This window comes from uncultured Rummeliibacillus sp., assembly GCF_934216135.1.
Taxonomy (GTDB): Bacteria; Bacillota; Bacilli; order Bacillales_A; family Planococcaceae; genus Rummeliibacillus.
Genome location: NZ_CAKQBI010000020.1, coordinates 20,759 through 34,606, shown reverse-complemented (window position 1 = coordinate 34,606; position 13,848 = coordinate 20,759). Strand labels below are relative to the sequence as shown.

Genomic DNA, 13,848 nt, shown 5'->3' with positions numbered 1-13,848 from the left:
AATCACAGTTTATGAATAAGTAGCTAGATAGTTTTTCATTTGTTTATAAGGTTCTTTTACATCATTACCATGACAAATGCTTACAATATTTGGCTTCAAGTCTTCAATAACATGACTACTTTTTATAGCTTCATCCATATCAGCAGTAAACATAGCCATCGGTTTTCTGAGTTGACCGTTTTTAGAAGTGAATAAATCGCCACTAATTAATACCCCATCTTTTTTATGATAGTACACTACATGACCTGGGGAATGCCCTGGCGTGTGAATAGGGGTTAAATCTTCGATATCATTTAATTTTCTATTTGTCATTTCTAATGGCTGTACAATACCTGATTGAACAAGAAACTCTGCCTTTTTTCTACTAGGGAAAGGTTCTTTTCCTTCCATATATTTGATATCAGCTTCATGAGAAAATACAGGAACTTCATTTATTTCTAGGATTTTTTTCAACCCACCTACATGATCAGAATGACCGTGTGTTAATAAAATAGCTTTTAGGTTACCAAGTTTCTCCGCTTCTTTTAAAATCCTTTTCCCCATAAAAGACATACCTGTATCTATAATATATACACCATCATCAACCGTTACAATCCATGCACTCATTTTAAATATAAACCAGGTCTCGACTTTGTAAATATTTTGGGATACCTTAAGTATTTTCATATTTTCACTCCTAAGTTTTAAAGTAGGGAAACAATATTGGTATATAAAACACTTCCACTTAATTCCTTCGAATCTACGCTACCATCCATCTATAAGACTATTCTTTTTATTTTGACTTTATGTAAATAATATATATTACTTGAAAATATATCAAATTTTATATAAGGAATAGTCATAGCATCTACCATCATATATATAACTGAAAAGCGAAAGGAGTGGAAGGTCGTGAAAGCTGCAATTGTGAATGAGTTTTCAAAAGAGTTAGAGATTAAAGAAGTTTCGAAACCCCAATTAGAAGAGGGAGAAGTTTTAGTGAAAATTGAAGCTTGTGGTGTATGTCATACAGATTTACACGCAGCACATGGGGACTGGCCTATAAAACCAAAATTACCATTAATCCCTGGTCATGAAGGGGTAGGTATTGTTGTTGAAGTAGCAAACGGTGTGAAATCTATTAATGTTGGTGATCGTGTAGGAATTCCATGGTTATATTCTGCATGCGGAGAATGTGAGTATTGTATAGATGGTAAAGAAACATTATGTCTTAATCAACTAAATGGTGGATACTCTGTGGACGGTGGATACGCAGAATATTGTAAAGCACCTGCAGATTATGTAGCAAGAATTCCTGACAATGTTGACCCGATTGAAATTGCACCAATTTTATGTGCAGGTGTAACAACATACAAAGCATTAAAAGTATCAGGTGCAAAGCCGGGTGAATGGGTTGCCATTTATGGAATTGGTGGACTGGGGCATATTGCATTACAATACGCGAAAGCAATGGGACTCAATGTAGTGGCCATAGATATTAGCGATGATAAGTCAAAACTTGCAAAAGAATTAGGGGCAGACATTGTCATTAATGGTTTAAAAGAAGACCCTGTACAAGTTATTCAAGAACAATTAGGTGGTGTACAAGCTGCAATTAGCGTAGCTGTAACAAAGAAAGCCTTTGAACAAGCATATGAATCTGTAAAACGTGGAGGCTGTTTAGTAGTTGTTGGACTACCAAACGAAGAGCTACCAATTCCAATCTTTAACACAGTATTAAATGGAGTTACCGTAAAAGGCTCAATTGTTGGGACAAGAAAAGATATGCAAGAGGCGCTTGATTTTGCAGCACGAGGAAAAGTCCGCGCCATCATTGAAACAGCTAAGTTAGAAGAAATCAATGACGTGTTCAATAAGATGGAAGAAGGTAAGATTAACGGACGAATCGTACTAAAAATAGCAGATGAAGGGTAATAAGTACTCGATGTAATCGTTATATTGAAATAGAATAAAAAGCTGCTTCATTTAATAGAAATTATTAAATGAAGCAGCTTTTTTTTATTCTTTTCTCGGATATCCTAAAAAGCCATAATGATTTATAAAAATTGATAGAGATTGAAGTAAGGTAATTTGAATTAAATTTTGTAAAATGACTATTTTGATGTTTATTAAAATCCCAAAAACTAAACATTCATTGAATTTAATCTGAAAATCGACTTTATAAGCTGTTATTTTATTAAATAAAAGCACAAATCTTAAATAGATAAATGCTATAAATTGTAAATTTATGGATTAATTTAGTGCGAAAATAGTCAATTAATTCATTGGAAAAACAAAAATTGATAAATGAAAATAAAATGGAGTGAAAAAAGTAGTGGAAAGTGTCTTTTCTTCAATATTTGTAAAAAATTTATACACAAAAAGTATAGGGTGGAAATTAAAAAATAAGTATTTAGACTGGAATCTTGTGGAAGCTCTTGACGAAAAAAAAACCAAGCGCTATGCTAGTTAATGCTCAAGTGATAATGATTATCATTACCAATTGAGTTGCAACTTTCAATTAGAAAGTTCTATTACAGTTAATTGTTGATTAAGGTGTTCATCGAGAGGAAATCAGTAGTCAAAGCCCTGGACTAATTGTTGTGTCATTTAAAGAATACATACAGTTTATTTTAAATTATTAAGAGCTTTAGTTACACTTCCTACTCTATTGGGGCATTTTATTTGAGATGATGAACAATCAACAAGTTTACGATAGAGCAGTTTTTATAAAGACAGGAGGAGAATTATGCTAGAAGGTTTTGTACCTTGGCCGGAGAATCGTGCCAAACAATATCGTGAGAATGGATGTTGGGAAGGTATTACATTAGGGGAAATGCTTACAGAGCGTGCTAAACAATTTCCAAATCGTATTGCTGTTTTGGCATATGGAAAAACATTCACTTATCAACAATTAGAAGAAAGAACAAATGCTTTAGCAAGTGGTTTTCAATCTTTAGGGATAAAAAAAGAAGATCGAGTAATTCTTCAATTACCAAACTGGATCGAATTTATCGAATCTTGCTTCGCACTTTATAAAATTGGGGCACTTCCTGTTTTTGCACTTCCATCTCATCGTTATGCTGAGATTTCATATTTTTGTAAGTTTACAGAAGCAAAAGCATATATTTGTCCGAAAAACTATAGCTCATTTGATTATGAAAAATTAGCAAAAAGAGTGAAAGACGAAACAGAATCTTTACAGCATATTATTCTTGTTGGAGATCAAGGCGAAGATTATATATCTTTTGTATCCCTTTATGAGGATAAACCACTAAAAAATAATGATGTGAAAAGCAGCGATGTAGCATTTTTACAATTATCAGGTGGTAGCACAGGTTTATCTAAACTTATTCCACGTACACATGATGAATATATCTATACGCTAAAAAAGAGTGTAGAGATTTGTCATGTAACAGAAAACACAAGATTTTTGATTGTATTACCAATTGCTCACAATTATCCGATGAGTTCGCCAGGTTTTTTAGGAACCATTTATGGCGGTGGTCGAATTATTCTTAGTGATGGATCAAGCCCAGATGAGGCCTTTTCACTTATTGAAAAAGAAAAAGTTACAATGTGTGCGTTGGTACCACCCATTGCAATCCATTGGTTAAATGTCGTAGAAAAAAGACAAAAAGACTTATCTAGTCTAGAAGTTCTACTTGTTGGCGGTTCTAAGTTAAGTGCTGAGATTGCTAAGAGAATTAGGCCTGCGTTTAACTGTCAATTACAACAAGTATTTGGAATGGCAGAAGGATTAGTGAATTATACAAGATTAGATGATCCAGATGAGTTGGTCGTTCATACGCAAGGTCGTCCACTTTCTCCTTATGATGAAGTGATTGTAGTAGATGATAACGATCAAGAAGTTCCTAGAAATGAAGTGGGTCATTTATTGACAAGAGGGCCATATACCATTCATGGGTATTATAAAGCAGATGAGCACAACAAGAAAGCTTTTACAAAGGATGGATTCTATCGTACAGGTGATCTTGTAAGTATAAATGATTTAGGCTATTTGACGGTTGAAGGAAGAGATAAAGACCAGATTAACCGTGGCGGAGAAAAAGTTGCCGCAGAAGAGGTTGAAAATCATCTATTAGCTCATCCAAGTGTACTTGATGTCGCAATTGTTGCAATGCCTGATGATTATTTAGGTGAGAAAAGTTGTGCTTTTGTTATTTTGAATGATGATAATATTAAAAAACGTGATTTAAAAGCATTTCTACGAGAAAGAGGTCTAGCTTCTTACAAAATTCCAGATCGTATTGAATGGATCGATTCATTTCCAAAAACACATTTGGGTAAAGTTAGCAAAAAGGATCTTCGCGTTTATATACAAGACATATTAAAACAAAAAAAGAACGAAATTTCTGTGAAAGGTTGATATTGAAATGACAAAAGAAGAATTGATGAAATTAATTGAAAAGTATTTGGATGAAGATTTAGAAGAAATCGAATGGACAGAATCATTGCTTGATGTCGGTATGGATTCAATTCGCATGATGACAATCGTTGAAGATATTAGAGAATTAGGCATCAACGTGAATTTTATGGAGTTTGCAGAAAACCCATCTCTAGAAGGTTGGAAAAAAGCAATCGAAATCCATGCAAATTAATAGGAGTTGATCAAATGTTTTTACTGACAGAAGCACAACAATCCATTTGGTATGCACAACAGATGAAAGAAGAAAATGCAGCTTATAACACGGGTGAATATTTGGAGATAAAAGGACCAATTGATATTCAATTACTTCAAAAAGCTGTTTCTCAAACGATTCAGGAAGCAACCGCTTTACACTGTCGATTCATTCCAAAAAATGGAACGCTATATCAAGAATGGAGTATTCCAGAAAAGATAGATATTCCTTATTATGACTATTCGATGAAAAAGGATTCTGGAAAATTCGTCGTGAATCTGATGGAGCAATCAGTTAACAAGCCATTGGATTTAGAACATGGTCCGATTTATAGAACAGCGTTATTCAAAATAGATGAGCAGACACATTATTGGTTTTTAATGATTCATCATATTGTTAGTGATGCATATAGTTATCAATTACTAGAACGTGCAGTACAAGAAAAATATAAAGCGTTCTTAAAACAAACTACTGCGAAACAATCGTTTGGTTCCTACGAAGAGGTAATTCGTGAATCATTAGACTATCAATCTACTGAGCGATACAAAGAAGCTCGCACATTTTGGAAATCTGACTTAAGCGACCTAGAAAATCTAGCAACTTTAAGTGAGAAAAAACCAATATTATTTGCACCTGTTATTCGTTATCATGATCGATTTCTTTCTGAGTTTGTGCAAACAATAAAACATTTTGCAAAGACAAATAAAATGACATTTCATGATGTGCTAATTGCTAGTTGGGCTTTATATATTGCAAGATATAGTCAAAAAGATGAAGTGGTCTTAAATATTCCCTTTATGAATCGTTTTGGAAATGCTTCGATGAATGTACCTTGTACAGTGATGAATATGTTGCCACTGCGCTTTACGGTTGATAAACAAATGGATTTTAAATCTTTCGTTGCTTTAATCCAAAGAAAAATGCAAGAGACAAAATCATTTGGAGAATATCGATATGAGCAAGTACGAAGAGATTTACAAATACCAAAAGAGGAGCGCTTTTGCTCAGCCCAAATAAACATCATGCCATTTTACCATGAGTTTAGATTTGGTGAAGCAAGTGCAACAACGAAAAAAATTGCCATTGGTCCCATAGAGGATATTTCATTAAACATTTTTGCAGAGGAAAATGGTCATTATACGGCAGATTTACTGGGGAATAGTGGAAGCTTTGATCAACAATCATTAGCAGAACATTTTGAACATTATTTGTATTTATTGAAAGATGTAATTGAAAATCCTGACAAGCCTATGTTTTTATTGCATCTGATGAGCGAAACAGAACGAAACCGTGTAACTCAACAATGGAATAAGAATGGAAATAAGTTCATCCATCAAGATGTAATTGATTTATTGGAACAACAGGTAAAACGTACTCCACATGAAATAGCAATACAATATAAGGATGAAAGTCTTACTTATGAAGAGTTGTGGAAGGCTACGAACCAATGTGCAAGATGGTTAGGAAAACAAAATCTAAAAGCAGGCGATTTTGTTGCTATTATAGCCGATCGTTCTATTGAAATGCTTATAGCAATGATCGCTACTTTAAAAATGCGCGCAGCATATATTCCGATTGATCCCATATATCCAAAAGAAAGAATCGAATATATGTGTGAAGATGCTAAACCTACATGTATTTTAACATCGGAAGAGGACAGTCCGTTTCCAAATGCTTTCATGTTAAATCGAGATTCTTGGTGTAACATGTCTTCAGAAAATCTTGAGATAGAAAGATCTGTTTATGATGCAGCCTATATGATTTATACATCTGGTTCTACAGGTAAACCAAAAGGTGTTTTAGTAGAGATGCATAATCTATCCAATTTCTTAGATGCAATGACTTCTGTATTAACGTTAAAGAATGATGATGCGTGGTTAGCAACAACTACAATTTCGTTTGATATTTCAATTCTAGAGTTTTATTTTCCATTAATAAATGGTGCGAAACTTGTGATTGCAACATCCGATACGATTCACGATCCACTATTATTAGAGACTGCCATATCGAAGAATTCAATTACGGTGATGCAAGGTACACCAACTTTGTGGAAGATGATGGTAAAACATTCACCAGATGCATTGAAGAATTTGACTATTTTAGTAGGTGGAGAAGCGTTGTCTATTTCATTGGCAAATGATTTAAAATCATGTGGCGCTTTAGTAAGAAATATGTATGGACCCACTGAAACAACTATTTGGTCAACAACGCAAGAAATTGATGGCATGATAGAAGATATGCCATCACTTGGTAAACCTCTATCGCAAACTCAGTTATATGTATTAGATGAATACCTACAACCTGTACCAGTAGGTGTGATTGGCGAATTATATATAGCTGGGCAAGGGGTAACACGAGGGTATCATCATCGTAGTCAACTGACAGCAGAGCGATTTATCGCTAATCCTTTTGGTGAACCAGGCTCAAGAATGTATCGTACAGGTGATTTAGTCGCATGGAATCATTCTGGAACGCTTGACTATATCAGTAGAGCAGATTTTCAAACGAAAATTCGAGGGTTCCGAATCGAATTGGGAGAAATCGAAAACAAACTGGAAGAACTTGATCATATCGAGCAAGCTCTTGTAATGATTCATCTAGATAAAAAAGAACAACAGCAATTAGTTGCATATGTGATTGGGAAGAACATTAATACAGAAGATGTTAAACAACAACTTTCTAAAACATTACCTAATTACATGGTTCCGATGTTCATCATGCCATTAGATGAATTTCCACTAACTAATAATGGAAAGATAGATCGCAAATTACTACCGGCTCCTCAATGGGTAGAACATGATTATGTTGCACCAACAACTGATCGTGAAAAAATGCTCTGTGATATGTTTTCTGAAGTTTTAGGAGTAGAGAAAGTTGGTATAACAGACGACTTCTTTGCACTTGGTGGACATTCGTTAATTGCAACAGAACTTATTATTAAAATACGTGAAATATATAAGGTGAACTTATCAATTGCTTCCATTTTCGAAGCATCAACTGTCCAAAAATTAGCAGAAATGCTAGATAGCTATAGTGATCTTCTTCCGAATGTAAAGAGAACAAATGTAGTAGAAGCACCACTAACAGCTGCTCAAAAAAGACTTTGGTTTGTTGAACAACTTGAAGGCCCAAGTGCAGTTTACAATATACCACTTGTCATTACGTTCCAATCTTTAATTGATGAGTATGTTTTAAAAGAAGCGATAACTCAAGTCATCAACAAATATGCTCTTTTAAGAACTCTTTATATAACAAAAGATGGCGAACCAAAACAAATTATTGTAAAAAATCCGAATTTACAATATGTTTCAAAAGAAATTCGTTCAGATAAACTTGAAACAGAGAAGCTAATCGCTGCAAGACATACAATTTCTTTAGAGACAGAAACGAGTTTGTTTACAACTATTTTAAATGTGGAACATCAATATCATGTTGTTATTTTTACGTTTCATCATATTAGTATTGATGGCTGGTCTTTAAGTACTTTCTTAAAAGAAATTGAAAATGCCTATCATCAGACAATGATTGAAAACAATCCTTTTCAATATACAGATTATACGTTATGGCAAGAAGAGGTATTTCGTTTGCCGATGAAGGGCTATTCAAGTCTACTTGAAAAAGAACGGAATTATTGGAAACAACAACTTCAGGATTTACCAGAAGAACTCAATCTCCCATATGATTATAAACGTCCAAAACAATCATCTGTAGAAGGGGATTCGATTGAATATACAATTTCGCCTAATATACATGTGCAATTGCAACAATTAGCAAAATCGCATGAAGTTAGTATGTTCGTCATTTTACAAGCAGCCTTTGCAATATTACTAACAAAATTGGGCGCAGGTGAAGATATACCAATTGGTAGTCCTGTTGCGGGTCGTTCGAAAGCAGAATTACAAGATATGATTGGTTTATTGATCAATACGATTGTATTACGTTTTGATACTTCAGGAAACCCTACTTTTAAAGAACTTGTTCAACGTATTCGTCAGATGAATCTAGAGGCTTATCAAAATGAGCATATTCCATTTGATCAACTGGTGGAACTACAAAATCCAACACGTGTACCTGGTAGACACCCGTTGTTCCAAGTTATGTTTGCTTTACAAAATACGCCAGAGATGAACATTACTTTGGAAGGAGAAAATGGAAAAGCGCAAGTTATTTCTGCTAAGACTTCTAAATTTGATCTGTCTATTGATATGCGAGAAAAATATAGTCAAGACAAAGCACAAGGTATTGAAGTAATGGCTGAATATCGTACAGACTTATTTAAACAAAAGACTATTGAACAATTATTACTTCGATTCAATACAATTCTAGAACAGATTATTGAAAATGCTCAAACAACCATTTCTAATTATTCAATTTTGTTAGATGGTGAGTTTGAAAAAATCACACATGATTGGGATCCTAAAACGCCAACTATCGGTTCTTCATCTATTATTCAACGATTTGAAGAAATGGTAGAACAGTATCCAAATCATGTAGCAGTGAAACTGGGTAAAGAGGAATTAACTTATTGTACCTTAAATGCAAAAGCAAACCAATTTGCTCACTATTTAAAACAAAATGGCGTGGGAACAGAGGACTATATTGCAATCATTATGTCTAGATCGGTTGATTTAATCGTAGCAATAGTCGGTGTATTGAAAACTGGTGCAGCTTATGTACCGATTGACCCAATGTATCCTGAAGATCGTATTCGATATATCGTTCAAAATACGAACCCTCGTTTCATCATTAGTGAGGATCAGAGAGAAAGTAAGAGCGTTCATACAATTGTTTGGCATGACCAAGAGTTTTTGAAGGATATGAGTAAACAATCTATCTCAAATTTATTAATTGCTATTCATCCTCAACAAGCAGCTTATGTCATTTATACATCAGGTTCAACAGGTGTACCAAAAGGTGTTATTGTTCCTCACCAAAACGTGATTCGATTATTAGATGCAACAGATGATTGGTATCACTTTAACGAAGCAGATGCTTGGACACTTTTCCATTCGTATGCATTTGATTTTTCAGTTTGGGAAATCTGGGGAGCACTTTTATATGGTGGCCGATTAATCGTTGTTCCATTTGAGACTAGTCGCGCACCAGAGGCGTTTTTAGAATTACTTATTCAAGAAAAAGTAACTGTATTAAATCAAACACCTTCAGCATTTTATCAATTGATCGAAGCAGATGCCAATGTTCTTCAACAAAGTGGAGAATTATCTTTGCGCTATGTCATTTTTGGTGGAGAAGCATTATCGTTTGATCGACTAAAAAAATGGTATCAAAACCATCCATTTGATAAACCACAGCTTATTAATATGTATGGTATTACTGAAACGACAGTCCATGTAAGTTATCGAAAAGTCGAGGAGACATTATTAGATAGTGATAATCAGAGTCTTATTGGAAATGCAATTCCTGACTTAAAAATATTTGTATTAGATGAATGGCTCAAACCAGTTCCACCAGGTGTAATTGGAGAAATGTATGTTGCTGGTGCAGGCCTTGCGCGAGGATACATGGGACGAAGTGCGTTAACAGCAGAGAGATTTATCGCCAATCCATTTGGAGAAGCGGGGTCTAGACTGTATCGTACAGGTGATTTAGCACGTTGGACCAGTGATGGAGAACTTGACTATATTGGCCGTATCGATCATCAAGTGAAAATTAGAGGTTTCCGAATCGAATTAGGTGAGATAGAAGAAGTTCTATTACGTCAGCCAAGCGTTAACCAAGTGGCTGTCATTGTAAGAGAAGATCAAGTAGACGATTTACGCATAATCGCTTATGTGGTTGCATCGGATTTTGATGAAGATTCAATACGTAAAGCCATTCAAAAGGATTTGCCAGACTATATGTTACCTAGTGCATTTGTAGAGTTAGAAGCATTACCTTTAACGAATAATGGAAAATTAGATAAAAAGGCTTTACCAAAGCCTTCTTATCATTCAAAATCTAACAAGTTGCCTAGAACGCCAAACGAAGAACTAATGTGTCAGTTATTTAAAGAAGTATTAAATATAGAAAAAATAGCTATAGATGATCATTTCTTCGAGTTAGGTGGGCATTCTCTATTGGCTGTTCTACTGATGTCACGGATTAAAGAATTATTTGGAAAAGAATTAACGATTGGTCATTTATTTGAAGCCCCAACTGTTGAGAAACTTTGTCAACGACTTGATCATGATCAAGAACACTCGGCATTAAATAATCTATTGCCATTGAGAGAAGGAACAACTCAAAAGCAACCACTATTTTGTGTCCATCCAGCTGGCGGTTTGAGTTGGTGTTATGCAGGATTAATGCAGCATGTAGATATTCAACAACCAATTTACGGAATTCAAGCAAGTGGCATAGCCAAAGAGGAGAAATTACCTACAACTCTATCTGAAATGGCGACAGAATATATCCAACATATAAAGCGTATTCAACCTACTGCTCCATACTATTTATTGGGTTGGTCATTGGGTGGAAATGTTGTACATGAAATGGCGGTCCAACTGGAAAGTGCAGGAGAAGAAGTTGGTTTACTAGCTATACTAGACGCTTATCCACATCATAAAGAAAGAAAAGATCAACCAAGTAATATTTCTGAGGAATCACTTGTTGCTTTATTAGCTTTAGGCGGTTATGATCCGGAATTGGTTGAAGGAGAATTAACCTTATCAAATGTCATTAGCTTATTGAAAAAAGACGGTAGTGCATTAGCCAGTTTATCTGAAGAGACGATGAAGCGATTAATGACTACTTACCAAAATTCAATCGCATTACTAAAGAAACACAGTCCAAGAAGAACGACATGTGAAATGCATTTGTTCCAATCTACAATAGTACCAGAGTGGTTTGAAGCTATTGATATATCAGATTGGCAACCATATGTTGGAACAATTTCGGTGTATCCTGTCAATTGTCGTCATAAAGACATGTGTCAACCAGAACCTTTAAAAGTAATAGGAAAAGAATTACAAAAATTATTGAAAGGGAGAGTTTATCATGAACAATCCATTTGATCACGAAGACGCACAATTTATCGTTTTAAAAAATGAAGAAGATCAATACTCAATGTGGCCAGTATTTTTGGCCATTCCTAATGGATGGAAGTTAGTATTTGGTCCTGCTCAAAAGAAGGATTGTCAACAATACATTGGCGATAATTGGACGGATTTAAGACCAAAATCTTTGAAAGAACAATTGATTTAGAACGAATATGAATTGGATATATTTCAATATTAACGAGCTAAAAGATGAACAATATCAATCTTTTTTGAAGTATGTATCGAAAGAAAAACAATTTCGCCTCGATCAGTATAGGTTTATAGAAGATTCAAAACGGTCCTTACTAGCAGATTTGCTAGTAAGGATCGAATTGATAAAGAATTTACAGTGCTCAAATAATGACTTGAGATTCTCAAAAAATAACTATGGAAAACCAATATGCCTAAACAAAAATTCACTCTATTTCAATGTCTCTCATTCAGGAGATTATGTTGTAGCTGCTTTTTCAAAACAACCAATCGGGATTGACATTGAGAAGCATAAGAACATGAACTATTTAAAATTTGAGTCTATTTTGAATAGACAAGAATTTGAAGAGATTGGAAAAAGTGATCAACCACTGAAAATGTTTTATCGATTTTGGACAGCGAAAGAGAGCTATGTAAAAGCTATTGGTACTGGATTGGCGATGAAATCTCTTAAAGAGATTAACATTCTTTCAAATGGAAGTATAGAACAATCACAAATTCTTACACCCTACCATATCAGTCATTATGTTGGCGATCACTATACGGTGTCTATATGTATGAAGAATGAGCATAAATATAAAAAAGGGAAAAGCGTATCTATTGAATACCTTAAAACTTTTTTGGAGGAAAATATCCGATGAAAGTTAACATCTCAGAAATAATAGATAATAGTAAATTTGGTAAAATTCATTTTACGGTACTAGCATGGTGTATCGTTCTGATATTATTTGATGGTTATGATTTAGCTGTATTAGGTGCGATCATTCCAACTTTACACGCTGAATGGGGAGTTTCTACAACCGTTCTAGGCTTTGTTGGAAGTTTAACATTAATCGGTAGTTTAATAGGATCTCTTATTTGTGGTGTTGTAGCAGATAAAATAGGGAGAAAAAATGTAATAGTCTCATGTATTGCTATTTTCGGTATATTTACATGCTTCAATGGATTTGCTACGAATATTACACAATTTGCAGTTTTTAGATTTTTAGCAGGGATAGGGTTAGGAGGCATTCCACCCCTACTTGTTACGTTAACATCTGAATATTCACCTAAAAAGATAAGAAATGTAATGATTGGAATTATGTTTAGCGGCTATTCAATTGGTGGTATTTTGGTTTCGCTATTAGGCATGAAACTAATGCCAATATACGGTTGGCAATCCTTATTTTATATTGGAGCACTTCCAATGATAGCATTACCTTTTATAGTAAAGTCGCTACCGGAATCTTTATATTATATGGTCAATAAGGGAGAACAAGAAAAAGCAAAGACATTATTAAGCGTTTTAAACCCTTCCTATAAGTTGAATGATCAGTCTGTACTAATCACAGAAATGGAAACGACAGGTGTACCGATTAAGAGATTATTTCAAGAGAAAAGAACAAGGGTAACGATACTCTTTTGGATCATTTGTTTTATGGGACTTCTATTAGTATATGGATTGACGACTTGGTTACCACAGATCATGGTTGCTTCAGGATTTAAATTATCGTCCAGTTTAAGTTTTTTACTTTGCCTAAATATCGGTGCCATTATAGGATCAATTATTGGAGGTGTTATTGCAGATAAAATAGGTTCAAAAAGAGTATTAATGCTGTTTTATCTAGTGGGAGGAATCAGCTTAATATGCCTTGCGTTTAATCCGAACAATCTAGTCTTGTACCTCTTAATCAGTTGTTGCGGTGCTGCTTCGATTGGAGCACAAAATCTTAATAATGCTTGTATCTCAACTTATTTCCCCCCCAATATGAAATCTACAGCATTAGGAACAGCGCTTGGGGTAGGCCGATTAGGTGCGATAGTTGGTCCAACTATTGGAGGATTACTACTATCGTCTGAAGGACAAAGCTACTGGAGTTTTATCGTTTTTTCAATCCCTGCGTTTTTAGCGTTTGTAGCTTATGCATGTATGCCATTAAAAAAGACGAAAGAATATGTTTCGTTACCAACAGAAATATCAATTTCGAAATAACAGTATT

8 protein-coding genes are annotated in these 13,848 nt (G+C 34.4%); 7 read left to right on the top strand and 1 reads right to left on the bottom strand.

Annotated features, from left to right (window positions below):
- Positions 1-9 precede the first annotated feature (9 nt).
- Positions 10-666 carry an MBL fold metallo-hydrolase gene (locus Q0977_RS12580; protein ID WP_299514487.1) on the bottom strand — a complete coding sequence of 219 codons (657 nt, stop codon included), beginning with the start codon at positions 664-666 and terminating at the stop codon, positions 10-12.
- Between the two features lie 225 nt (positions 667-891).
- On the opposite strand from Q0977_RS12580, the gene adhP reads away from it, so the two are divergent.
- The 7 genes from adhP to Q0977_RS12545 all read left to right on the top strand — a co-directional run bounded on the left by adhP (position 892) and on the right by Q0977_RS12545 (position 13,841).
- Complete coding sequence (gene adhP / locus Q0977_RS12575; protein WP_299514484.1) at positions 892-1,914, top strand: alcohol dehydrogenase AdhP; 1,023 nt, start codon at positions 892-894, stop codon at positions 1,912-1,914.
- An 814-nt stretch (positions 1,915-2,728) separates the two neighbouring features.
- On the top strand, positions 2,729-4,369 hold the full coding sequence (locus Q0977_RS12570; protein WP_299514481.1) for a (2,3-dihydroxybenzoyl)adenylate synthase: 1,641 nt from the start codon (positions 2,729-2,731) through the stop codon (positions 4,367-4,369).
- A 7-nt stretch (positions 4,370-4,376) separates the two neighbouring features.
- A complete protein-coding gene (locus tag Q0977_RS12565; protein ID WP_299514478.1) occupies positions 4,377-4,601 on the top strand; it encodes a phosphopantetheine-binding protein in 225 nt (74 codons plus the stop codon).
- A gap of 14 nt (positions 4,602-4,615) precedes the next feature.
- The gene (locus Q0977_RS12560; RefSeq protein WP_299514476.1) at positions 4,616-11,635 is read left to right on the top strand and encodes a non-ribosomal peptide synthetase; all 7,020 of its coding nucleotides are present in this window, start codon (positions 4,616-4,618) and stop codon (positions 11,633-11,635) included.
- A complete protein-coding gene (locus tag Q0977_RS12555; protein ID WP_299514473.1) occupies positions 11,619-11,825 on the top strand; it encodes an MbtH family NRPS accessory protein in 207 nt (68 codons plus the stop codon). Before Q0977_RS12560 ends, Q0977_RS12555 begins: the two co-directional genes overlap by 17 nt.
- Positions 11,826-11,832: 7 nt before the next feature.
- Positions 11,833-12,510 carry a 4'-phosphopantetheinyl transferase superfamily protein gene (locus tag Q0977_RS12550; RefSeq protein ID WP_299514471.1) on the top strand — a complete coding sequence of 226 codons (678 nt, stop codon included), beginning with the start codon at positions 11,833-11,835 and terminating at the stop codon, positions 12,508-12,510.
- Entirely contained in the window at positions 12,507-13,841 is a 1,335-nt protein-coding gene (locus Q0977_RS12545; RefSeq protein ID WP_299514469.1) for an MFS transporter, read from the top strand. Before Q0977_RS12550 ends, Q0977_RS12545 begins: the two co-directional genes overlap by 4 nt.
- Positions 13,842-13,848: the final 7 nt, after the last annotated feature.